This is a genomic window from Butyrivibrio sp. Su6 (genome assembly GCF_900108105.1).
GTDB lineage: Bacteria > Bacillota > Clostridia > Lachnospirales > Lachnospiraceae > Butyrivibrio.
Genome location: NZ_FNUR01000016.1, coordinates 31,643 through 54,590, shown reverse-complemented (window position 1 = coordinate 54,590; position 22,948 = coordinate 31,643). Strand labels below are relative to the sequence as shown.

33 protein-coding genes are annotated in these 22,948 nt (G+C 41.3%); 1 reads left to right on the top strand and 32 read right to left on the bottom strand.

Annotated features, from left to right (window positions below; translation table 11 throughout):
- Positions 1-75: 75 nt before the first annotated feature.
- From secY to rpsJ, 22 genes are all read right to left on the bottom strand, one after another.
- Positions 76-1,395 (bottom strand): preprotein translocase subunit SecY, encoded by a 1,320-nt coding sequence (gene secY, locus C4S54_RS14595; protein WP_022772947.1) that lies wholly within the window; start codon positions 1,393-1,395, stop codon positions 76-78.
- A complete protein-coding gene (gene rplO / locus C4S54_RS14590; protein ID WP_103870155.1) occupies positions 1,395-1,835 on the bottom strand; it encodes a 50S ribosomal protein L15 in 441 nt (146 codons plus the stop codon). The genes secY and rplO overlap by 1 nt, the downstream gene beginning before the upstream one ends.
- Before the next feature lie 117 nt (positions 1,836-1,952).
- On the bottom strand, positions 1,953-2,141 hold the full coding sequence (gene rpmD, locus C4S54_RS14585; RefSeq protein WP_022764368.1) for a 50S ribosomal protein L30: 189 nt from the start codon (positions 2,139-2,141) through the stop codon (positions 1,953-1,955).
- A gap of 14 nt (positions 2,142-2,155) precedes the next feature.
- Complete coding sequence (gene rpsE / locus C4S54_RS14580) at positions 2,156-2,665, bottom strand: 30S ribosomal protein S5 (RefSeq protein WP_022772944.1); 510 nt, start codon at positions 2,663-2,665, stop codon at positions 2,156-2,158.
- Positions 2,666-2,683: 18 nt separating this feature from the next.
- Positions 2,684-3,052, bottom strand: coding sequence for a 50S ribosomal protein L18 (rplR, locus tag C4S54_RS14575; RefSeq protein ID WP_022772942.1), 369 nt, complete (start codon positions 3,050-3,052; stop codon positions 2,684-2,686).
- Positions 3,053-3,073: 21 nt separating this feature from the next.
- Positions 3,074-3,613: a 50S ribosomal protein L6 gene (gene rplF / locus C4S54_RS14570; protein WP_103870154.1), complete on the bottom strand. Its 540-nt coding sequence runs from the start codon at positions 3,611-3,613 to the stop codon at positions 3,074-3,076.
- Between the two features lie 15 nt (positions 3,614-3,628).
- The gene (gene rpsH / locus C4S54_RS14565; protein ID WP_022772940.1) at positions 3,629-4,030 is read right to left on the bottom strand and encodes a 30S ribosomal protein S8; all 402 of its coding nucleotides are present in this window, start codon (positions 4,028-4,030) and stop codon (positions 3,629-3,631) included.
- Positions 4,031-4,238: 208 nt separating this feature from the next.
- The gene (locus tag C4S54_RS14560) at positions 4,239-4,424 is read right to left on the bottom strand and encodes a type Z 30S ribosomal protein S14 (RefSeq protein ID WP_022764364.1); all 186 of its coding nucleotides are present in this window, start codon (positions 4,422-4,424) and stop codon (positions 4,239-4,241) included.
- Between the two features lie 21 nt (positions 4,425-4,445).
- Positions 4,446-4,985, bottom strand: a complete 540-nt coding sequence (gene rplE / locus C4S54_RS14555) for a 50S ribosomal protein L5 (RefSeq protein WP_022772938.1) — start codon at positions 4,983-4,985, stop codon at positions 4,446-4,448.
- A 22-nt stretch (positions 4,986-5,007) separates the two neighbouring features.
- A complete protein-coding gene (gene rplX, locus C4S54_RS14550) occupies positions 5,008-5,337 on the bottom strand; it encodes a 50S ribosomal protein L24 (RefSeq protein ID WP_022772937.1) in 330 nt (109 codons plus the stop codon).
- Positions 5,338-5,349: 12 nt separating this feature from the next.
- On the bottom strand, positions 5,350-5,718 hold the full coding sequence (gene rplN / locus C4S54_RS14545; RefSeq protein WP_013280006.1) for a 50S ribosomal protein L14: 369 nt from the start codon (positions 5,716-5,718) through the stop codon (positions 5,350-5,352).
- A gap of 21 nt (positions 5,719-5,739) precedes the next feature.
- Positions 5,740-5,994 carry a 30S ribosomal protein S17 gene (rpsQ, locus tag C4S54_RS14540; RefSeq protein WP_013280005.1) on the bottom strand — a complete coding sequence of 85 codons (255 nt, stop codon included), beginning with the start codon at positions 5,992-5,994 and terminating at the stop codon, positions 5,740-5,742.
- Between the two features lie 32 nt (positions 5,995-6,026).
- Entirely contained in the window at positions 6,027-6,236 is a 210-nt protein-coding gene (gene rpmC / locus C4S54_RS14535; RefSeq protein ID WP_022772935.1) for a 50S ribosomal protein L29, read from the bottom strand.
- Complete coding sequence (rplP, locus tag C4S54_RS14530; protein WP_022772934.1) at positions 6,226-6,663, bottom strand: 50S ribosomal protein L16; 438 nt, start codon at positions 6,661-6,663, stop codon at positions 6,226-6,228. The genes rpmC and rplP overlap by 11 nt, the downstream gene beginning before the upstream one ends.
- Entirely contained in the window at positions 6,663-7,334 is a 672-nt protein-coding gene (gene rpsC / locus C4S54_RS14525) for a 30S ribosomal protein S3 (protein ID WP_022772933.1), read from the bottom strand. Before rpsC ends, rplP begins: the two co-directional genes overlap by 1 nt.
- 19 nt (positions 7,335-7,353) lie before the next feature.
- Positions 7,354-7,743 carry a 50S ribosomal protein L22 gene (gene rplV / locus C4S54_RS14520; protein ID WP_026663744.1) on the bottom strand — a complete coding sequence of 130 codons (390 nt, stop codon included), beginning with the start codon at positions 7,741-7,743 and terminating at the stop codon, positions 7,354-7,356.
- A gap of 36 nt (positions 7,744-7,779) precedes the next feature.
- Positions 7,780-8,070 carry a 30S ribosomal protein S19 gene (gene rpsS, locus C4S54_RS14515; protein WP_022772930.1) on the bottom strand — a complete coding sequence of 97 codons (291 nt, stop codon included), beginning with the start codon at positions 8,068-8,070 and terminating at the stop codon, positions 7,780-7,782.
- Positions 8,071-8,081: 11 nt separating this feature from the next.
- A complete protein-coding gene (gene rplB / locus C4S54_RS14510) occupies positions 8,082-8,924 on the bottom strand; it encodes a 50S ribosomal protein L2 (protein WP_022772929.1) in 843 nt (280 codons plus the stop codon).
- A 97-nt stretch (positions 8,925-9,021) separates the two neighbouring features.
- On the bottom strand, positions 9,022-9,321 hold the full coding sequence (gene rplW, locus C4S54_RS14505; protein ID WP_022772927.1) for a 50S ribosomal protein L23: 300 nt from the start codon (positions 9,319-9,321) through the stop codon (positions 9,022-9,024).
- A complete protein-coding gene (gene rplD, locus C4S54_RS14500) occupies positions 9,321-9,944 on the bottom strand; it encodes a 50S ribosomal protein L4 (protein WP_022772926.1) in 624 nt (207 codons plus the stop codon). Before rplD ends, rplW begins: the two co-directional genes overlap by 1 nt.
- Before the next feature lie 26 nt (positions 9,945-9,970).
- The gene (gene rplC, locus C4S54_RS14495) at positions 9,971-10,654 is read right to left on the bottom strand and encodes a 50S ribosomal protein L3 (RefSeq protein WP_022772925.1); all 684 of its coding nucleotides are present in this window, start codon (positions 10,652-10,654) and stop codon (positions 9,971-9,973) included.
- 143 nt (positions 10,655-10,797) lie between these two features.
- The gene (gene rpsJ, locus C4S54_RS14490) at positions 10,798-11,109 is read right to left on the bottom strand and encodes a 30S ribosomal protein S10 (RefSeq protein ID WP_013279995.1); all 312 of its coding nucleotides are present in this window, start codon (positions 11,107-11,109) and stop codon (positions 10,798-10,800) included.
- A 647-nt stretch (positions 11,110-11,756) separates the two neighbouring features.
- Between rpsJ and C4S54_RS14485 the strand changes: the two genes are divergently transcribed.
- Complete coding sequence (locus C4S54_RS14485; protein WP_103870153.1) at positions 11,757-12,620, top strand: class I SAM-dependent methyltransferase; 864 nt, start codon at positions 11,757-11,759, stop codon at positions 12,618-12,620.
- A gap of 43 nt (positions 12,621-12,663) precedes the next feature.
- Here C4S54_RS14485 and C4S54_RS14480 read toward each other — a convergent pair whose 3' ends face one another.
- The 10 genes from C4S54_RS14480 to purF all read right to left on the bottom strand — a co-directional run bounded on the left by C4S54_RS14480 (position 12,664) and on the right by purF (position 22,907).
- Positions 12,664-13,722 carry a hypothetical protein gene (locus C4S54_RS14480; RefSeq protein ID WP_103870152.1) on the bottom strand — a complete coding sequence of 353 codons (1,059 nt, stop codon included), beginning with the start codon at positions 13,720-13,722 and terminating at the stop codon, positions 12,664-12,666.
- Between the two features lie 124 nt (positions 13,723-13,846).
- Positions 13,847-14,674: a tetratricopeptide repeat protein gene (locus C4S54_RS14475; protein ID WP_103870151.1), complete on the bottom strand. Its 828-nt coding sequence runs from the start codon at positions 14,672-14,674 to the stop codon at positions 13,847-13,849.
- Between the two features lie 2 nt (positions 14,675-14,676).
- Positions 14,677-15,639: a vWA domain-containing protein gene (locus C4S54_RS14470; RefSeq protein WP_160110779.1), complete on the bottom strand. Its 963-nt coding sequence runs from the start codon at positions 15,637-15,639 to the stop codon at positions 14,677-14,679.
- Positions 15,636-16,733, bottom strand: a complete 1,098-nt coding sequence (locus C4S54_RS14465; RefSeq protein ID WP_103870149.1) for a VWA domain-containing protein — start codon at positions 16,731-16,733, stop codon at positions 15,636-15,638. The genes C4S54_RS14470 and C4S54_RS14465 overlap by 4 nt, the downstream gene beginning before the upstream one ends.
- Positions 16,724-17,224 carry an OB-fold protein gene (locus tag C4S54_RS14460; RefSeq protein WP_146060003.1) on the bottom strand — a complete coding sequence of 167 codons (501 nt, stop codon included), beginning with the start codon at positions 17,222-17,224 and terminating at the stop codon, positions 16,724-16,726. The genes C4S54_RS14465 and C4S54_RS14460 overlap by 10 nt, the downstream gene beginning before the upstream one ends.
- Positions 17,190-18,089, bottom strand: a complete 900-nt coding sequence (locus C4S54_RS14455; protein ID WP_103870147.1) for a DUF58 domain-containing protein — start codon at positions 18,087-18,089, stop codon at positions 17,190-17,192. Before C4S54_RS14455 ends, C4S54_RS14460 begins: the two co-directional genes overlap by 35 nt.
- 16 nt (positions 18,090-18,105) lie before the next feature.
- Positions 18,106-19,101 carry an AAA family ATPase gene (locus C4S54_RS14450; protein ID WP_022772914.1) on the bottom strand — a complete coding sequence of 332 codons (996 nt, stop codon included), beginning with the start codon at positions 19,099-19,101 and terminating at the stop codon, positions 18,106-18,108.
- Between the two features lie 22 nt (positions 19,102-19,123).
- The gene (gene metF / locus C4S54_RS14445) at positions 19,124-19,987 is read right to left on the bottom strand and encodes a methylenetetrahydrofolate reductase [NAD(P)H] (protein WP_103870146.1); all 864 of its coding nucleotides are present in this window, start codon (positions 19,985-19,987) and stop codon (positions 19,124-19,126) included.
- An 11-nt stretch (positions 19,988-19,998) separates the two neighbouring features.
- Positions 19,999-21,432, bottom strand: a complete 1,434-nt coding sequence (purB, locus tag C4S54_RS14440; protein ID WP_103870145.1) for an adenylosuccinate lyase — start codon at positions 21,430-21,432, stop codon at positions 19,999-20,001.
- Positions 21,433-21,461: 29 nt separating this feature from the next.
- Positions 21,462-22,907 carry an amidophosphoribosyltransferase gene (purF, locus tag C4S54_RS14435; protein WP_103870144.1) on the bottom strand — a complete coding sequence of 482 codons (1,446 nt, stop codon included), beginning with the start codon at positions 22,905-22,907 and terminating at the stop codon, positions 21,462-21,464.
- Positions 22,908-22,948: the final 41 nt, after the last annotated feature.

Genomic DNA, 22,948 nt, shown 5'->3' with positions numbered 1-22,948 from the left:
TTATTTTCTGATTAAAGACAAATAAGAGGCAGCAAGGGCGCATATGCTCCCCTGCGACCTCTTTTAAGTTACCAATTAATCTTCCAGGAATCCTTTGTAATTACGTACAAGCATCTGAGATTCAATCTGCTTGATTGTCTCTAAGATAACACTTACCACGATGATAAGGCTTGTTCCACCAAAGGAAACACTTGCACCGAACATACCATTAAAGAAGATAGGTAATACACCAATGATTGTAAGACCACATGCTCCAATGAAAATGATATAGTTCAAAATGCTTGTAAGATAATCACTTGTAGGCTTACCTGGTCTGATTCCAGGAATAAATCCGCCCTGCTTTTTCATATTATCTGCAATCTCAATCGGATTGAAAGTGATTGATGTGTAGAAATATGCAAAAAAGATAAGCAGTAAAATGTAAACAACCAAACCAATTGAATAATTCCAATGGTTAGGATTGCACCAGTTACTCTGGTTTAAATATGCAATAAACTGTCCCCAGAAACCTGAACCATTATAGCCAACGAGCTGACTGATAATGATAGGGAACTGGAAGAGTGACATTGCAAAAATGATAGGCATAACGCCTGCTGTATTGACCTTGAGAGGAATCTCTGAACGGCTTCCACCGTAAGTTTTTCTTCCCTGGATCTTCTTAGCATACTGAACAGGAATTCTGCGCTCAGCACCATTAAGAAGAACGACCAATACTACCATTGCAATAATAACTGCAATAATAACAATTGCTGATACTACTCCCCTTGCAATAGGCTTTCCGCTCACAAACTGACCGAAAAGTGAGCTAATATCTGACGGCATTCTTGAAAGAATGTTGATAGTCAGAACTATTGATATACCGTTTCCAACCCCATTTTCTGTGATTCTTTCACCAATCCACATCAGGAATGCACTACCAGCTGTGAGTGCTGCTACAATCTGAACTACAAGGAAAATAGACTGTGATGTTAAGAAGCCTGTATTTCTGTAGAATCCGATTGACATCGCGATGGATTCGATAAGAGCTAAAGCTACAGTTATATATCTTGTAAGAGCTGTAAGCTTCTTTCTTCCATCTTCACCATCTCTCTGCCACTCCTCAAACTTAGGAATAGCAATTGTGAGAAGCTGAATGATAATAGAAGATGTAATGTATGGTGTGATATTGAGTGCCAAAATTGACATGTTCTCAAATGATCCACCGGTAAATCGATCCATAAAGCCAAATGCATCACTCTCTGTCAAACCCTGAAACCAATTTCTAAATACTGATGTATTCATTCCAGGTACTGGAATTGCAGAACCAAGTCTGATCAGGGCTAGCATTGCAAGAGTAAATAGAATTTTCAAACGAATTTCTTTTACTTTTAATGCATTCATTAGGGACTTAAACATTAGATCACCTCTGTTGTTCCACCAAGTGCCTCGATTTTTTCTTTAGCTGATGCGCTGAAAGCATTAGCCTTAACCGTAAGCTTCTTAGTAAATTCGCCATTTCCAAGAATCTTTACACCATCAAGCTCTTTCTTAATGATGCCCATATCCTTAAGTGCCTGAACGTCAACAACTGCTCCGTTCTCGAATACTTCAAGTGCGCTTACATTGATACCTACGATGTTCTTACGATTGATGTTCTTGAAGCCTCTCTTAGGAAGTCTTCTGAAAAGTGGCATCTGACCACCTTCGAAACCAAGTCTTGGAGCTCCTGAACGAGCCTTCTGACCCTTGTGTCCCTTACCAGCAGTCTTGCCGTTTCCTGAACCATGTCCACGGCCTCTTCTAAAATTATCGCTCTGAACTGAACCTTCAGCAGGTCTTAAGTTGGATAATTCCATGATATTCCTCCTTATAAATACTGGAGCTTATACCGCTATGCGCAGCATATAATCATTATACACCACTCGCGCGTACGTAATACAGCTCCAGTTACATTTTATGTTTCGTTTTCCTTATTAGATCTCTTCAACCTTAACAAGGTGTCTGATCTGCTGAATCTGACCTCTAGTAGCTGAGTTGTCAGGAAGTTCAACAGAACTGTTAAGTTTCTTGAATCCCATTGATTTTACTGTTGCTACCTGCTTAGGTACAGCACCGATTGTGGACTTAACCAATGTGATTTTAAGTTTCTTCTCGCTTGCCATCACTCTTCCTCCTATTATGCGGTTACTTCTGAAACTGACTTACCGCGCTTTGCTGCAACTTCTTCAGGTGTCTTTAACTGAGCAAGACCATTGATTGTAGCATAAACAACGTTCTGCTTGTTGTTTGAACCAAGTGACTTAGTTCTGATATTTCTGATTCCAGCAAGCTCACATACGGAACGAGCAGGACCACCAGCGATGATACCAGTACCTTCTGGAGATCTCTTAAGTAATACTTCGGCTGAACCGAACTTACCTACGAAATCATGTGTAATACTGTTGTTCTCATCAAGAGGAACAGTAATAAGGTTCTTTGTAGCATCTTCCTTACCCTTACGGATAGCATCTGGGATTTCTGTTGATTTGCCCAGACCAACACCAACGTGTCCATTGTTGTCACCAACTACAACAAGTGCTGTGAACTTCATGTTACGTCCACCCTTAACAACCTTTGTAACACGTTTGATGGTTACAACTTTATCTGTCAATTCGAGCTGACTAGCATCTACGATTGTACGCTTCATTATGTGTTTTCTCCCTTCTTAGAATTCCAGGCCAGCTTCTCTGGCAGCATCAGCAAGTGCTTTTACCTTGCCGTGGTAGATATATCCACCTCTGTCAAATACAACGGCTTTGATACCCTTTTCCATTGCTCTCTGAGCAACAACGCTTCCTACCTTTGAAGCAGCATCAATGTCATCTGTATTTTTAAGCTCAGCCTTGATATCTTTCTCAAGAGTTGAAGCAGATACAATTGTTTTGCCGGCTACATCATCAATAACCTGTGCATATACATGATTATTGCTTCTAAAAACTGCGAGACGTGGTCTTTCAGCTGTGCCGCTGAAACGATTACGAATCCTCATGTGCTTTTTAGCACGAATTTTTGATCTTGATTCCTTACTAACCATTTTGCACTCTCCTTATCTTAATTATTTCTTACCAGTCTTACCAACTTTACGTCTGATAACCTCATCAGCGTACTTGATACCCTTGCCCTTATATGGCTCTGGAGCTCTCTTTTCTCTGATGATTGCAGCGTGCTGTCCAACTGCTTCCTTATCAATTCCCTTAACTGTAATTACCTGACCCTCAACAACTGTCTCAATTCCTTCTGGATCAACAAGTTCTACAGGGTGAGAATAACCAAGTGTCAGAGAGAGTGTCTTACCATTCTTAGCAGCTCTGTAACCTACACCGTTAACCTCAAGCTTCTTTTCGTAGCCATCTGTAACACCAATAACCATGTTGTTAAGAAGGCTTCTTGAAAGACCATGTAAAGCTCTAGTCTTCTTCTGATCGTCAGGTCTCTTAACCTCGATCTGTCCGTCTTCCTGTGAGAAGATAATCTCAGCTGGGAAAACTCTTGTAAGAGTACCCTTAGGTCCCTTTACAGTCACCTTATTATTTTCTGCAACCTCTACAGTTACGCCTGCAGGAATTGCGATTGGCATTTTTCCGATTCGTGACATGCCCGTACCTCCAATTTACCAAATGAATGCAAGAACTTCGCCACCAACCTGGAGCTCTCTTGCTTTTTTATCAGTTACAACGCCCTGGTTTGTAGAAATGATTGCAATACCAAGTCCGCCTAATACTCTAGGAAGCTCATCCTTGCCTGCGTATACACGAAGACCAGGCTTTGAGATTCTCTTAAGACCTGTGATAACTTTATCGTTTCTGTCAGCACCGTACTTAAGAGTGATGTGAAGAGTCTTGAATACACCATCTTCTACAACATCAAGCTTCTTAATATAACCTTCTTCAAGAAGAATGTTTGCAATTGCAAGCTTCATCTTTGATGAAGGAACATCAACTGTGTCATGCTTAGCAGTATTTGCATTACGAATTCTTGTAAGCATATCTGCAATAGGATCATTCATTGCCATTTTATAATTGCCTCCTTAATTATTCTTGCTTCGCCTTACTACTCCCCAAATTGAGCAGAGACACGAAGCCGCAATGGAATCATTTTAATATTTCGTGGTCCCCATCCCGGACCACCATATCAGCAAACGAAGTTCTGCTCTCGGATTAACATCCTCGCCAGAACACGCTCAAACTAGGCTCATTAGTACTTCGCCAAGTTTTCACAGCTTACCAAGATGCCTTACGAACACCTGGGATCTCGCCCTTGTATGCAAGTTCACGGAAACAAATTCTGCAGATTCCGTATTTTCTAAGGTAAGCATGAGGACGACCACAGATCTTACAACGATTGTAAGCACGTGTAGAGAACTTTGGTTTCATCTGCTGTTTCAACTTCATGGATAATTTAGCCATCTTGTCCTATTTCCTCCTTAATTACTTTGCAAAAGGCATATTGAACAGTGTAAGAAGCTCACGAGCCTCTTCATCTGTCTTTGCTGTTGTTGTGAAAATAATGTCCATACCTCTTGTCTTGTCAATCTTATCATACTCGATTTCAGGGAAGATAAGCTGCTCTTTGATACCAAGAGCATAGTTTCCTCTTCCATCGAAAGAGTTAGGGTTGATTCCTCTGAAGTCACGTACACGAGGAAGAGCAAGGTTTACGAGACGATCAAGGAAATCGTACATCTTGTCGCCACGAAGAGTAACCTTACATCCAATTGGCATACCCTCTCTTAATTTGAAGTTAGCGATTGACTTCTTAGCCTTTGTGTAAACAGGCTTCTGACCTGAAATAATAGCCATATCGTTAGCAGCATTCTCAAGAAGCTTAGCATTCTCTTTTGCTTCACCAACTGCCATATTGATAACGATCTTGTCAAGCTTTGGAACTTCCATTACATTCTTGTAACCGAACTTCTTTGTCATTGCATCAACGATCTCGTTCTTGTATAAATCTTTATATCTACTCAACGCTTAATACCTCCTTCCTAAATTAGTCGATAACCTCACCAGTCTTTTTAGCGATGCGGTTTTTCTTTACAACCTTACCATTCTCATCCTTTTCAACCTTGAATCCGATCTTGGTAGGCTGTCCGTTATGAAGATACACAACGTTTGAGATATCAAGAGCAGCTTCACGCTCTACAATACCGCCATTAGGATTCTTAGCAGAAGGCTTCTCGTGCTTTGTAACCTTGTTAAGGCCCTCAACAACGACCTTTCCGTTCTTAGTATCAACAGAAAGAACCTTTCCTTCTTTATCGATTTCTCTTCCGGCGATAACTTTAACCATATCACCCTTCTTAATCTTACTTGTTGACATCTGGGCGCCTCCTTATAATACTTCCGGAGCAAGAGAAAGGATCTTCATGAATTTCTTCTCACGAAGCTCTCTAGCTACGGGTCCAAAAATACGTGTTCCCTTAGGCGTACCATCTTCATTGATAACAACAGCAGCGTTCTCATCAAATCTGATGTAGGAACCGTCCTTACGACGTGTCTCTTTTACTGTACGAACGACAACAGCTTTAACTACATCACCCTTCTTTACAACTCCACCGGGTGTTGCTTCTTTAACAGAAGCAACGATTGTGTCGCCGATTCTCGCATATCTTCTTGTAGATCCACCCATAACACGAATTGTAAGGAGCTCTTTAGCACCAGTGTTATCAGCGACCTTCAGTCTACTTTCCTGCTGAATCATGATATTTCTCCTTTTTTCGAATTACTTTGCACGTTCAATAATGGATACAAGTCTCCATCTCTTATCTTTGGAGATAGGCTTTGTCTCCATGACCTTAACTGTGTCACCAATACGGCACTCATTGTTCTCGTCATGAGCCTTAAGCTTATATGTTCTCTTTACGATCTTCTTGTAAAGAGGATGCTTAACATGGTCCTCAATGGAAACTGTGATGGTCTTGTCCATCTTATCGCTTGTTACTTTACCAACACGCGTTTTTCTTAAATTTCTTTCCACGATCTTTTCTCCTTTTAGATTAAACAAAGTGCTTAGTTAGCTGCCTTTGCATTCTGTGTGATTACAGTCTGGATTCTTGCAATATTTCTTCTTACTTCTTTAATTCTTGCTGTATTATCCAACTGGTTTGTAGCGTTCTGGAATTTTAAGTTGAAAAGTTCCTTTTTAGCTGAAACAAGCTCTGTCTGAAGTTCATCAGCAGACTTTGCCAGAAGCTCTTCTACATACTTATTAGTTTTCATTAGATACACCGCCTTCCAAATCAGCCTTTGAAACGATCTTGCACTTGCAAGGAAGTTTATGTGTTGCAAGACGAAGTGCTTCTCTTGCATCGGCCTCGGCAACTCCGCCGATTTCGAACATTACACGACCTGGCTTAACAACAGCTACCCATCTATCAACTGCGCCCTTACCAGAACCCATACGAGTTCCAAGTGGCTTCAAAGTGATAGGCTTGTCAGGGAAGATTTTGATCCAAACCTGACCACCACGCTTGATGAAACGTGTCATAGCTACACGGGCTGCCTCAATCTGGTTTGAATTGATCCAGCAAGGCTCAAGCGCAACAATTCCATACTCACCATAAGTGATTGTGGTACCACGAGTAATTTTATGAGCCATTGAACCGCGGAACTGCTTGCGGTGCTTAACTCTCTTTGGCATTAACATTATTTATCGCTCCCTTCCTTATCTGAACTCTCACCTGCTTTAGTTGGAAGTACTTCACCCTTGTAGATCCATACCTTTACACCAACCTTACCGTAGGTTGTATCTGCTTCAGCAAAACCGTAATCGATATCTGCTCTGAGTGTCTGAAGAGGAATAGTTCCCTCGCTGTAGAACTCTGAACGAGCGATATCAGCGCCGCCAAGACGACCTGAGCAGCATGCCTTGATACCAAGTGCATCTGTCTTCATTGTTCTGCTCATGCATGACTTCATAGCTCTTCTGAATGATACACGGTTCTCAAGCTGCTGAGCGATATTCTCTGCAACAAGCTGTGCATCCTTATCAGGCTTCTTGATTTCTTTAATATCAACAAGAACTTTCTTGTCTGTAAGCTTTGAAAGCTCTTTCTTAGTTACCTCGATTTCAGCGCCGCCCTTACCAATTACAACACCAGGCTTAGCTGTGTAAACGATAACCTTAACTCTATCTGATGCTCTCTCGATCTCAATCTTTGAAACACCAGCTGCATATAACTTCTTCTTCAGAAATTTTCTGATATTATAATCTTCTACAAGATTATTGGCGAAATCGCCAGATTCAGCATACCACTTGGAATCCCAGTCAGCGATAACACCAACTCTGAGGCCATGAGGATTAACTTTCTGTCCCATTCTTAGGTTCTCCTTTCAATTATCTTTCGTCCAAAATAACAGTCAGATGACTCATTCTCTTGTTGATTCTGTACGCTCTGCCCTGTGCTCTAGGCTGAATTCTCTTCATGATAGGGCCGTTGCTAGCTGTACACTCAGCAATGTAGAGGTTTGATCTGTTCATACCTTTGTTGTTCTCAGCGTTTGCTACAGCACTGTTAAGGAGCTTGTAGATTACGCTTGAAGCATATCTAGGATTGTACTGAAGGATTGCAAGTGCAGTCTCAACATCCTTTCCTCTGATAGCATCCATGACAAAGCATGCCTTCTGAACTGGTATTCTTGCGTAAGATAACTTTGCAAAAGGTCTTGTTTCTTTATTGTCACGATTTCTTTCTCTTTTAATCTTTGATCTATGCTTGATCTCCATTTCCATGGAAATTTCCTCCTTTCATCGAACGAATAATTAGTTTATGCTGCTCTTTCTCTCAGCGGGAGAATTTCCAGCATGTCCTCTGAATGTTCTTGTAGGAACAAACTCACCGAGCTTGTGTCCAACCATATCTTCAGTAACATATACAGGAATATGCTTTCTTCCGTCATGAACAGCGATTGTGTGTCCAACAAAAGACGGGAAAATTGTAGAACGACGTGACCATGTCTTAACTATCTGCTTCTGGCCCTCAGCGTTCATAGCATCTATCTTCTTAAGCAGGCTTGCGTCTGCAAAAGGTCCCTTTTTAAGTGATCTAGACATTTTATTCCTCCTTATTTGATGGCTTTACCGTTTCTTCTTCTTACGATGAGCTTGTTAGAAGCCTTCTTAGCCTTACGTGTCTTATAACCAAGAGCTGGCTTACCCCAAGGTGTGCTAGGACCAGAACGTCCGATAGGAGCTCTTCCTTCACCACCACCGTGTGGATGGTCATTAGGGTTCATAACAGAACCACGAACTGTTGGGCGGATACCCATGTGACGAATTCTTCCGGCCTTACCATAGTTAATAAGGTTGTGATCACCATTTCCTACAACACCGATTGTTGCTCTGCACTCGATAGGAACCATTCTCATTTCGCCTGAAGGAAGACGAAGTGTTGCATACTTTCCTTCTTTAGCCATGAGCTGTGCAGCGTTTCCTGCTGAACGAACCATCTGGCCGCCCTTTCCAGGATAAAGCTCAATGTTGTGTACGTTTTCACCGACAGGAATCTCTGAAAGTGGGAGGCAGTTACCAACACGAATTTCAGCGCCTGCTCCGTTCATAACTGTCATTCCATCAGTTAAACCGTTAGGTGCAAGGATATAAGCCTTTGTGCCATCCTCGTACTGAATAAGTGCAATATTAGCTGATCTGTTAGGATCATACTCAATTCCGATAACCTTTGCAGGCATATCGTCCTTATTTCTCTTGAAATCAATGATTCTGTACTTAACTCTGCCGCCGCATCCACGATGTCTAACAGTGATCTTACCCTGGTTGTTACGACCAGCTTTGCTGTTCTTTGAAACAACAAGTGACTTCTCTGGAGTTGCTTTTGTAATCTCTGAGAAATCAGATCCAGTCATGTTTCTTCTGGATGGGGTATATGGGCCGTATTTCTTAATTCCCATGATTTTTTCTCCTTTTTCTTTATCACGTGACTAGTGATTTATCACTTGAATCCCGGACTCTGTATTGGATTCGCACGTATAATCATCATTATCTAAATTAGAGTCCCTGGAAGATTTCGATGTCCTTGCTATCTTCTGTAAGCTGTACGATTGCTTTCTTTGTCTTAGCTGTGAATCCGACTGTCATTCCACGTCTCTTCATCTTACCAGCTGCATTGATTGTGTTAACTTTAGCAACCTTAGCACCTTCGAACATCTTCTCTACAGCTTCCTTGATCTGTGTCTTGTTAGCTTCAGGATTAACAAGGAAAGTGTACTTCTTCTCGCTCATGCCAGCCATGCTCTTCTCTGTAAGAACTGGCTTAAGGATTACGTCATAATACTGTAATGCTGCCATTAGCAATACACCTCCTCTATCTTAGCAACTGCATCCTTTGTAAGGACGAGTGTTCTAGCGTTTACGATATCATATACATTAAGTGTATTTGTAAGTGTTGTATTTGCCTCAACAAGATTTCTAGCTGAAAGAACTACGTTCTTGTCGTTATCAGCAAGTACTACAAGAGCCTTACGTGTTGCCTTAAGGTTGTTCATAACCTCTGCAAATCTCTTTGTCTTGATCTCATCAAACTTGAGCTCATCAACAACGATGATGTTGCCTGCCTGAGCCTTGTCTGTAAGTGCAGACTTAAGAGCAGCTCTCTTTTCCTTCTTGTTCATCTTGAAAGAATAATCTCTTGGAACTGGAGCGAATACAACTCCGCCGCCCTTCCACTGAGGAGCTCTGATAGAACCCTGTCTTGCATGACCGGTTCCCTTCTGTCTCCAAGGCTTTCTTCCGCCTCCGGAAACTTCAGAACGTGTTTTTGCTTTCTGTGTACCCTGGCGCTTATCAGCGAGCTGCTGAAGAACTGCCATGTGTACGAGATGTTCATTTACTTCAACTCCGAAGATAGCATCGCTTAAATCGATTTTGCCAACTTCTTTGCCTTCCATATTATAAACAGATACATTAGCCATCTGTATGGTCCTCCTTTCGCGTTCTATTAGCCTACCACTTTAACTGTTTCCTTGATAGTAACAAGTCCCTTCTTAGGTCCTGGAATAGCACCCTTAACAAGAATAAGATTCTTGTCAGCATCTACTCTTACTACCTCAAGATTCTGAACTGTTACCTTTACGCTGCCCATGTGACCAGGCATTCCCTTGCCCTTAAATACGCGGCTAGGATCTGAACTTGAACCATTAGAACCCTGATGACGGTGGAACTTAGAACCGTGTGCCATAGGTCCTCTGTGCTGACCGTTTTTCTTAATAGCACCCTGGAATCCTTTTCCCTTTGATATTGCTGTAGCATCAATCTTGTCGCCTTCAGCAAAGATATCAGCCTTGATCTCAGCACCAAGTGCATACTCAGCTGCGTTCTCAAGCTTGAACTCTCTTACATATCTCTTGCAAGAAACTCCAGCCTTTTTGAAATGTCCCTGCTCAGCCTTTGTAGCACCGTGACGGTGGTAAATTGTCTTGCTTCCGTTCTTGTCCTTGTTAACAACTTTTTCCTTCTTGTCAACAAAACCAACCTGAACAGCGCTGTAACCATCGTTCTCAACAGTCTTAACCTGTGTTACTACGCATGGACCTGCCTGAAGAACAGTTACAGGTACTAATGAACCGTCTTCCTTGAAGATCTGAGTCATTCCAACTTTTGTAGCTAAAATAGCCTTCTTCATGTTTGTTTTACCTCCTTATTACGTCTACAGCGGATGCTTGTTTCGTTCGCAATGTCGCTTAAATTGCACCTTTGTGTCAATTATCCAGTTAGTCACGGCATCATGCGTCTCGCATCATACTAGTAGAGGTGAATCAATTTTAATTATTTCATCTTGATGTTTATGTTTACACCTGCTGGCATCTCGAGTCTCTGAAGAGCCTCAACTGTCTTTGATGTAGGTGTGATGATATCGATAAGTCTCTTATGTGTTCTCTGCTCGAACTGTTCTCTAGAATCTTTGTACTTGTGAACCGCTCTAAGAATAGTAACAACTTCCTTCTTTGTAGGAAGAGGTACTGGTCCACTTACCTGAGAACCGTTCTTCTTGACTGTCTCGATAATCTTCTTGGCAGATGCATCAACAAGCTGATGATCATATGCCTTAAGTGTAATTCTCATTACCTGATTTGCCATAAAAAAAGTCGCCTCCTTTTCGCACTTTTAATGAAGTACGACAAGCGGTGACTGTACACTCTCCCGTGTGTGTCCTAACCTCAAATACATAATAAGGCCCTGGATTCCTACACGTCGTTTCTGCCTTGGGTTAGTCGGCAGACATTGAATTAACTGTACAGTGACTTGTCGTCAGTTTGGTTGGCCAAAGCAACTGGCCTCTAGACATTCGCTCCACGGAAAACCTGCTTAACTGGATAAAGCAGCAACCTCACGCTTCATAGCTATCATGTCACAGCATATGTTACTATAAAGCATTTTATTTTATATTGCAACCACTTTTTTAAAATTAATCACTTTTATCGCAAAATCCACCTTTTTTGACTGTTTTTCTTGATGTTTTTTAATCTCTTATGCTATTATGATGACGAAAAACTGATCGCTGTAGTACAATGATTACTATTCATTCAGCAGCCAGCACTGTGCTGCTGGGCTGCGTAAAAAAGTGATTCATGTGGCAATTTTGCCCATCGCGAAGCGATTTAATTGCAAAATTGCTTTGTTACTGGTCAGGAACTGAACAGTAACATACAATGTTTCGAGCATAGAGACTATAAATGCATGTTGTATGCATTGCAAATTAATATATAGAAGAAAGGCATTATAATATGTGGATTGCAGATGGTTGGAAAGACTATGAAGTTCTGGACACTTCAAGCGGTGAGAAGCTTGAAAGATGGGGAGATTACCTCCTTGTTCGTCCTGATCCTCAGGTTATCTGGAATACAGAGAAAAAACATTTTGGATGGAAAAAGCCAAACGGACATTATCATAGAAGCAATAAAGGCGGCGGCGAATGGGAGTTTCATAAACTTCCTGAAGAATGGACTATTAATTATAAGGAACTTACATTTAATCTTAAGCCATTTAGCTTCAAGCACACAGGTCTTTTCCCTGAGCAGGCTACTAACTGGGACTGGTTCTCTTCATTAATAAAAGAAGCAAACAGACCAATCAAAGTTCTTAATCTGTTCGCTTATACAGGCGGTGCTACTATTTCAGCTGCCAAGGCCGGAGCAAGTGTAACACACGTAGACGCAGCCAAGGGAATGGTCGCCTGGGCAAAAGAAAATGCTGCTTCTTCAGGCTTATCAGATGCACCTATCAGATACCTTGTTGATGACTGTGTTAAGTTTGTAGAAAGAGAAATAAGAAGAGGTAATAAATACGACGGAATCATAATGGATCCTCCTTCATATGGAAGAGGCCCAAAGGGTGAAATCTGGAAAATTGAAGAATCTGTTTTCCCATTTATACAGCTTTCCTCAAAACTGCTTTCAGATGATCCTCTTTTCTTCCTTATTAACTCTTACACAACAGGATTACAGCCTGCAGTTCTTTCTTATATGCTTCACACAGTTCTTGATCCTATTCACAAAGGTACTGTAGAGGCAAATGAAATAGGACTTCCTGTAAAAGGAAATGGTCTCGTCCTTCCTTGCGGAGCAAGCGGACGCTGGACTGCACAATAAAAATAAGAGCAATGATCAATAAACGGTCATTGCTCTTTCTTTATTAATAGTTAGATGTAATTGTTACTGCATGATAATATGCATCGCTTCCTCTTTGTGCAACAACTGTAACGCTCTTATTAAGAAGAAGTACAGGACACTTTGAGAAGTTTGTATTGGAATCAAGTCTTATTTCCATGACTCCATCATTTGTATCAAGGTGAAGTGTTCCTTCATCAGTATCATCATCAACAGTACCTGTTATAGTAGCCTGAGTTGATGAATCAAGAGTAGCTGTTGATGAAGCAGTGTCTGAATTATTTACAAGCTTTGATGTATGATTCCATGCATCAGATCCTCTGTAGAAGCTTACTGAAATCTTCTGTCCCGGTAAAAGAACTCTGCATGCACTCGCATCAGTACCAAGATCTAAAACAAATTCCATAGTTCCTGCGGATGTTGAAAGATACAGGATTGAAGCTGTAGTTCCTTTCTCAACTGTACCTGAAACAGTGCTTCCTGAAGATGTAGAACTTGATGTGGTAGTCGTTGTTGTAGATGAAGAAGATGAAGAACTGCTGCCCGCATCTGCGATTGAAATCGCATGCATATAAGCATCAGAACCTCTTTCAACAACAACCTTTACCTTCTTACCAATGATAAGCATTGTCACATCATCAAGGTCTGTATCGTCGTCCATTTTGATCTGCATTGTTCCGTTATCAACAACCAGATACAAAAGCTCTTCAGATGTTCCCTTTGCTATGCTTCCTGTAACAGTAGCCTTTGTAGAAGCATCTAATGTAACTTTACCAACCTGACTTGATCCTGATATGGAAGATACATGCCAATACTCATCGCTTCCTCTATAACAGGAACAACTGATAGTAGTTCCGGGAAGTACAAGCTTTGTACCGCTTATGGTAGTATTGCTGTCAAGTTTTATCTCCATTGTTCCACCGCTAGTGGTCAGATATAAAATTTCTGAAGTCGTCTTATCGGAAACAGTACCAGAAAATGTGGTCTCAGCAGCCTTGGAAACACTCGGAACAGAAAGCCCCATGATAGCTACAAGCACCATTGTAAGCAGCACGCCTATAGTAGCTGACAAACTTTTTTTCATAGTTTTCCCCTTTCGTACAATATATTCACTTTTTCAAAGTATATTATACATCATCTTGTATGCAATTCAAAGTATCTGCACTGGTCAAAACCTTAGATTTAACAGAATTTTCAAAGGTTTCAAGCTACCAAGGGTGCTTTGGTCCGGAAGATGAGCCATTTCCTTCCCCTTCTTCTGAACCTTCTTCGCCGTCACCATTCTCTTCCTGGCCATCGCCCTGCTCTCCACTGCCTGAGTTTTGGCCTGAATACTTCTTATGCTCTTCAAGCTGATCTATTTCTTCCTGTCTCTCCTGCATAGCATTCTTTTTATTCTGCTCAAGAGCCTGCTGTTGCTGCTTCTGCTTATTGGAATCAGATGAACCACCAGACTTCTCTTTTTCGTCATCGCCTTCTGATTCTTTTTTGTCCTGTTCGCCTTCTCCGCCATCAGAACCATTTTGCTGAAGCTTTTCGATCATCTTGTCAATATCATCTTTTAACTGCTGAGCGTCCTTATTATGGCCATTCTCACCCTTATCTTCAGCACAACCGTGCTCTATCAGCACACCTCTTGCCTGATACAATACAGAAAGAGCATTCTGCACTTTTTCTTCAGAATCAAGGTTTTCAAAATCAATTATATGAAGAAGCGCAAGAGCCAGGTTGATCCTTATCTGACAGTCCCACGGCTCTTTGGGATTAAATTTCAGAGCATCGTAGTAATAACTTACGGCACTAATGTAATCGTTCTGCTGATATGCAGCGTTTCCTACATTGTAATAAGGAATATAACCCTGAGGAAAATTCATCAAAAACAGTGTCTTTTCTTTGGAAGTATCATATATTCCCTGTTCATAAGAAACAACAAAACCTTTATTCACAAAGACTCTGACTATTGCCGAAACTGATATAACTACGACAGCAACTGATACGATAAGTATCGCCAGATACTTTATTGGTGTCTTTTTCATGCTCAGAGCCTCCCTTTCCTTACAATTACAAAAAGCTCCCAAAGAAGAACAAGTGCCAAAGCTATAGCAAAGTAAAAATATGTATCCTGAAAAGCTTCAGCTCCCATGCCCTTTTCAACAATAGTCTTGCTGCTTTGCTTGATCAGTTCTATCTCGCCCTTTATTGCAGCATTACCATCATTTACATTGTAATAATTTACTTCCAGGTCCTCTGCTACCTGCTTCAGATTAGCCTCATCAATCCTGGATATCGCATCCTGATGAGTATCATAATCATAGATATATCCCCAGCTGCCGTCTTTCATTTTGCCACCGGCTTCTGTGCCATATCCAAAGACCGCACCGCCATCCACATACTGAGCAAGATCCTTATATGAAGAGAGGCTTGTGCCGTTTGTTATTTCGCCGTCGCTTATATAAAAGACTATAGTTTTTCTGTTCTCCTTTCTTGATGATGACAAAAGAAGTGACTCAATATCCTTATATGGAAGAGAAAGGTCGCTTCCTGTTGCCATTGTGCTGTCAGGAGAAGAAAACGTTTCGAACAGATTCTCTATATACTGAAAATCCTGCGTGAACGGAGCAAGTACATGGGCCTGATCATCAAAGGTGACCAGTGCAAAATTAGAGCCTGCAAGTTCATCTATTATGAATCCGGCATCGGCAATAACTCCATCCATTCTTTCTTTTGACCCGTTGTAGTCGCAAGCCCACATACTTATGGTAGTGTCCACAACAAAAAGAACATCGAGATTCTTTGTTGAGAATTCATATTCATCATCCGTAGTTACAGGCCTTAACCCTATGCAAAAGACCAAAGCATATATAAGTCCAAGCCTGATAATGGTCAATATCTTATCTTTTAGTTTTAATGGATTCCTGGAAATTATGGTAACTGTAACTGCTACAAACACAAGAAGAACAAACACCATAACTACAAGAGGAAAAATAGGCCTAATACTCATCTTTGCAACACCAATCCTGCTGACAATCCAAGTGCCAGACATATAATTAAAATAGTAAACGGAATATAAGGAAGATCCACATACTGTCTGGACATAACTACCTTAACCAGCATTGCTTCCTGTTTCTGTATATCTTTTACAATCTCTGATACAGCCTGATCCTGTGTGCGGACATAAAACTTACCGCCGGTTGATTCAACAGCCGTTTTGAACTCTTCCTTACAGGAATTATAATCATATTCATCAGGAGCATAGAAAGCTTCTTCACTTGGGAATATACCAAACACAGTAACCTTGTTCTGAGCGCAGGCTTTAGCTGCATCTTCAAGATCCATGATCTGTTTTTTTCTGGCATTTAACTCGTTATCCGTGCACATGATGATAACTCTGGTCCTGTCAGACTCTCCAAGATAGGGGAATGAATACAGCGCTGTTCCCAGTCCCTCACCCACAAGTGATGATCCCTTGCTCTGATTATTATAAAGAGTTCCGGCATCATAATAGTCCAGCTTAAAAGCCAGTTCTTTGTACTCTTCAAGCAGTTCGTCAGGAATATACATGTACTCTCCGTACTTATCCTGATATTCCTTCTGAAGCGCGAAGTATTCACTAAGCTCATCAAGCTTTTGAAGAACATATTCATAATCATCTGTTAAAGGGACATATGTGACTGTAGATGTGTTAAAGATGTTTATTCCTATCCTGTCTCCCTCAAGCCCCTTAACCACTTCCTTAAGATAATCTGTTATTTCGTAGTTAAGATCATAAAGAGAATAGGATACGTCCAAACAAAGAATGATATCTCTTTTCTTTACCCCACTATATATATCATCTTTTTTGTAAGGTCTTGCTATAAGAACCAAAGATGAAACAATACTTCCAATTATCCCCGCTATAAGAATGCATCTGAGCACAAGATACCTTTGCTCAAGTCTTTTATATATCTTTGACTGCTTTAATCTTTTGGTGTTGGCAGCCTTGATCCCCGTGGCATATATAAAACTTTTCTTCCTTTTTATATAAAAAAGCCCGGCAACAAAAACCGCAACAGCTATCAGACCAAAGACAACCACCTTTCCATACATCAGTTCCATGTTTTGATCACTCCCATTGCCCTGTTGCAGGAAGCTTCGAGATTCATATTCTTTGATCTCTCGTCCTCGCCAAACTCAGGCACATAATATTCCTCAATAAGAGTATCCAGCTTAGAGAGCTTTAGTTCTTTCAAATCTCTTAATGTGTACTTTGTGACATCTATTTTAGTTGTCTCAAACACAAATCCCCTGATTATCAGACTCAGCTTCTGATAGCCATCTCTCTTTGAGATCTTTTTTGCTTTATAATCCGCAATTAAGCGCTGTGTCTGCAAAACATACTTTCTTTTTGCATTATAAAGGGTAATCTGCCCAGCCTTCTTATAAGCAGTCTTTTCTTCAGTAGTTACTTCCCGGACAGTTTCCTTGTTTTTCATTTTAATAATGGCAAAAATGACTCCTGCTATTCCTGCCACTAACAAGATGCTAAAAACTACAAGCACCCATATTTCATACTCAAAGGGTGGTTGTAATGTAACCGTAGTTTCCATGTCTATACCTTTCAAACAGGACAATCGCCTTGTCTATTATCTCACTTTCGGTCTTAAGGGATACTGCTGCCACGCGGCTCTGCTTACAGGTATCATGCACCTGATCTCCCAGTTCTTTCCTCAGCTCTTTGTCAAACTCTTTTAACTTCCTGCTGTGGGAAAAGAAAAATCTCTCGTACCGGCTGCTCTCCAGATCATACACGTTCTCACCAAACAAAGACGCATCCTCAATTCCAAAAGCAAGAAGATCATGATCTTTCGTTATTGCTCTTACTGTATCCTTGCTTATACCGGCAAGACCTTCCATATCTGTAATAAGAACTATGATCATCCTCTTATGAACCATACTTACAACATCCATCAGAGTCTGGCTTATCGTCCTTTGATTGTCCTCACAAATATGCTTTTCGTACTCATACAAAAGACCCTCAAGATGGTCAGGACCCGACTTAAACAAGCTGACACTTGGCTGATCCGCCTTAGAATAAGCCATGGCAAAATCAGAGCCGTTTCTTCCGGCAATATATGCAAGAGTTCCAAATGTCATAAGGGCAATCTCCTTTTTGGAATCTCCGCAAGGAGTATCGCCCTTCATTTTAAGACCGCTGTCGCACACAAACATCATATTATGTCTTCTGTCGGTCATATATCTTCGCACAAGGATCGTTCCCATCCTCGAGGATGACTTCCAGTCAATGTCATGGACTTCGTCTCCCGGAGTGTACTCCTTAAGGTCCTCAAAATCCATGCTTCGCCCCTTATGGATTGAGTGGAAATCTCCCTCAAGAATATTAGAGGTCTTTTTTGTGGTATAAAGAGCTACCGCCCTTCTTATTCTTGATAAATACTCATAATCTATGTTCATTTTTGTCAGCTCTCTATCATGGAGTTTTTACGGAATTAACAATTCCGTCAATTACCATCTCAACAGAAATATTGTCCGCAACTGCTGAATAGTTAAGACCGATTCTGTGTCTTAATACCTGATGACGGACAAGCTTGACATCTTCAGGAGTAACATAGGTTCTTCCCTGCATAAGTGCTGCTGCCTTGGACATCTTAAGGAAAGCAATGGAAGCACGAGGGCTGACACCGATCCTTACGTATTTGCCAAGTTCAAAATCAGGAATCTGATTGGCCCTTCTGCTGGCAACAACAATACTTGAAATATACCACTTAATGGCATCATCAACATAAACCTTATCCACAATGTCCTGAACCTTATCAACATCCTTGATCGTAAGAACAGGTGGATCAACTCTTGAGATAGTACCTGACTCGATCCTGCTAAGGATCTCTACTTCCTCGGCAGCTGTAGGATATGTGATCACCTCTTTTATCAGGAATCTGTCTGTCTGTGCCTCGGAAAGAGGATATGTACCTTCCTGCTCAATTGGGTTCTGAGTAGCAATTACAATAAAGATATCCTCAGGCATGTGATAAGCCTTGCCACCTATAGTAACCTGCTTCTCCTGCATGGCTTCAAGCATGGCTGACTGTGTCTTGGCACTTGATCTGTTTACCTCATCAAGAAGTACAAAGTTAGCAAATACAGGTCCTAAGATTGTTTCAAATTTCTGTGTTGCCTGATTATAGATCTGTGTACCTACAATATCTCCGGGCAAAAGATCCGGTGTGCACTGTATACGTGCAAATTTGCCATCCACAGCATCAGAAATAGCCTTTGCTGCTGTAGTCTTTGCAAGACCCGGTACTGACTCTACAAGAATATGTCCGTCTGCAATTATTGATGCGATAAGTGAGAACTTAAGCCCCTTTTGTCCAACAACCTTTGAATCAAAATAATCAGAAAGCTTTTTTATTACATCCTGTGAATAGTCAAAATCCTCTTGGTTTATGTTGTTCTGAATGTTCATTTTTTATTTTCCCCTAACAATATTACTTTATGATAGCCCCTAGATTGCGCATTATGCCTGCTGCAATATCCGGCTTATTCATGGAATAAACATGAATATGGCTAACGCCGTTTGAAATAAGATCAATTATCTGATCACATGCATAGATAATTCCCGCCTCTTTAAGCTTTTCAGGATTATCCTGAAATCTGTCCACCATGATCTTCATCTTCTGTGGAATAGTTGAACCTGACAGAGCCACACTTCTGGCCACCTGTTTTTCATTGGTAATAGGCATGATACCCGGAATTACCGGAACATCAATACCCTTATCCTTTATGCGATACAAAAACTGATACAGCGTGGAGTTGTCAAAAAACATCTGAGTAGTCAAAAAGTCACAGCCGGCCTCTACCTTTTCTTTAAGGTGCTGAATGTCCTCTGACTGTCTTGCGCACTCTACATGTCCCTCAGGGTAGCATGCTCCTCCAATGCAGATATCCGGATCTATGGACTTAATGTCATAGATAAGCTCTGTCGCATGGTTGTAATCAAAATGAGTCCTTCCCTCTTTGGGTATGTCACCTCGAAGTGCCATGATATTCTCAATACCCTTTTCCTTATAGGTATTGATCATTGACTTCACATGATCCTTGTCGGATGAAACGCAAGTCAGATGAGCAAGTACCGGCACATGATATTTATCCTGAAGATCTGCCGCAATACTTGCTGTGTTTTTACTTGTTCCGCCGCCGGCTCCGTAAGTTACGCTCATAAAATCCGGGCCGAGGGCTGCAATCTCAGCTGCAGCCTTCTCAACGGCGGGATATCCATTATCTGTCTTTGGCGGAAATACCTCGAATGAAAGTGTCACTTCCTTTTCTTTAAAAATTTCTGTAATCTTCATATTTTTGCCCTTTATACATTAATTTCAGCTGTAACTCCAAGAAGCTCTTTGTTTTCCTCAATGATAGGGTTAACTACCTCTGCAAGGAATTTCTCCACCTGATGTGCACTGCATCCAACATACTTTTTAGGATCCATTGATGCCTTGAGCTCATCAAGTGTAAGGTGGAATGCAGGGTCAGCAGCAATAAGCTCAAGAAGGTTGTTGTCCTTGCCCTCAACTTTAACTGTCTTGCCGGCTTCCATAGAAAGCTCACGGATCTTTTCATGGAGTTCCTGTCTGTCTCCGCCTGCCTTTACAGCATCCATCATGATATTCTCTGTAGCCATGAATGGAAGCTCTGCCAAAAGATGTTTCTCAATAACCTTAGGATATACCACAAGACCATCCACCACATTGAGGCAAAGGTCAAGGATACCGTCTGTTGCAAGGAATCCTTCAGGAATTGAAAGTCTCTTATTGGCTGAATCGTCAAGTGTTCTTTCAAACCACTGTGACACTTCAGTAATAGCAGGATTAAGAGTATCTATTATAACATATCTTGAGAGAGAACATATCCTTTCACTTCTCATAGGATTTCTCTTATAGGCCATAGCTGATGAACCAATCTGGCTCTTTTCAAATGGTTCCTCAACTTCCTTTAAATGCTGAAGGAGTCTGATGTCCTGCGCCATCTTTGTTGCAGATGATGCAATACCTGCAAGAACATTTATAACCTTCATATCTATCTTTCTGCTGTATGTCTGACCTGAAACAGCCATGCAGCCCTTAAATCCCATCTTTTCAGCAAGCATAGGATCAAGCTTATCAACCTTTGTGAGGTCTCCGTCAAAGAGCTCAAGGAAAGAAGCCTGTGTACCTGTTGTTCCCTTTGAACCCAAAAGCTTCATATTATCAATAACATAGTCAAGATCCTCAAGGTCAATTGTAAAATCCTGAAGCCAGAGAGAAGCTCTTTTGCCTACAGTTGTTGGCTGTGCTGGCTGGAAATGAGTAAATCCAAGGGTTGGAAGATCCTTGTACTTGTCAGCAAACTTAGAAAGCTCATAGATAACATTTACAAGTTTTTTACGGACAAGCTTCAAAGCCTCAGTCATTACAATGACATCTGTGTTGTCACCAACATAGCAGCTCGTTGCACCAAGGTGAATGATTCCCTTAGCCTTTGGGCACTGCTGACCATAAGCATATACATGGCTCATAACGTCATGGCGAACTTCTTTTTCTCTTGCTCTTGCAACATCATAGTTGATGTCATCCTGATGCTCTTTAAGTTCATCTATCTGCTCCTGAGTAATGTTAAGTCCCAGGTCTTTCTCAATCTCTGCAAGAGCAATCCACAGTTTTCTCCAGGTCTTAAACTTCATATCCTGTGAAAAGATATACTGCATTTCCTTACTTGCATAACGCTCTGATAATGGGCTTGTGTATCTGTCTGTATTCATTTTATTCCTCCTGATCAATCCTGGTATTTTTATCGCTCGTAGTCCCCACGTATATCCGTCTTTGGTGGTTCAATAGGGTATTGGCCTGTAAAGCACCCTTTACAAATTCCCAGCTTTCCACCGACCATTTCCTCTAATCTCTCAATCTTAAGGTAGGCCAGTGAATCTGCTCCGATTATCTTGCAAATATCTTCAACATTCCTGTTGTAGGCAATAAGCTGATCTCTTGCAGGTACATCTGTTCCAAAGTAGCAAGGCCACAAAAATGGCGGTGAGCTTACTCTCATATGTACCTCTTTTGCTCCTGCATCGCGGAGCATTCGCACGATTCTGTCAGATGTTGTACCTCTGACAATGGAATCATCTATCATGATGATCCTCTTGCCCTTAACGCCGCTTGTCAAAGCATTTAGCTTGACCTGAACGCTGGACTCTCTATTTTTCTGTTTTGGTTTGATAAATGTTCTTCCGATATAAGAGTTTTTGACGAAGGCCTGTCCGTAAGGAATTCCTGATTCCATGGCATATCCAAGAGCTGCAACGTTTCCTGATTCAGGAACACCTACAACCATGTCTGCATCAACAGGTGAATCCTTGGCCAAAAATCTTCCGGCTGCAATCCTGGCATCATAGACGCTGATTCCATCTATTGAACTGTCAGGTCTTGAGAAATAAATATATTCAAATATGCATCTGGCATGTTTCTCCTTTTCGATGCACATTGATTTGTCTGACTGGATCCCTTTTTCAGGAGAAATAGTAACTATCTCACCCGGCTCAACATCTCTGATAAATGTAGCTCCTATGGTATCAAGCGCACAGGTCTCAGAAGCCAACACATAACAGTTATCTCTTCTTCCTATTACAAGAGGTTTAAATCCATAAGGGTCTCTAGCACCGATAAGCTTTCTCGGTGACATGATAACAAGACTGTATGCACCTTTTATCTTGAGCATAGCCTTTCCCACTGCCTCTTCTACAGAGCTTGCAACAAGCCTCTCTCGTGCAATATAATATGCAATTACTTCTGAATCAATAGTTGTTTGGAAAATCGCACCTGTATAAGCGAGCTCTTGACGCAGCTCCGGTGCATTGACTAGGTTACCGTTATGGGCTAGTGCCAGGGTACCTTTTACATAATTAAGAACTAAGGGCTGAGCATTTTCTCTGGTGCTGCTTCCTGCTGTAGAATAGCGGACGTGACCTACACCAATATCACCCTTTAGCCCGTCTAAAATATCCGGCGTAAACGCTTCGTTTACAAGTCCCATGTCTTTATAGCTGGAAACCTTGCCTTTTGGACCATTCGTCTGACTCACAGCAATACCACAGCTTTCCTGTCCTCTGTGCTGGAGCGAAACGAGCCCATAGTAGATAGATTCTGCTACATCACCGCCGTCGAAATCGTACATGCCAAAGACACCGCACTCTTCGCCGAGGTGTTTGTAATTCTCCAATCTGTTTTCTCCCACCATTTGGTTCTCCTCAAATACTAAATACGTAATGAATGCTCAAA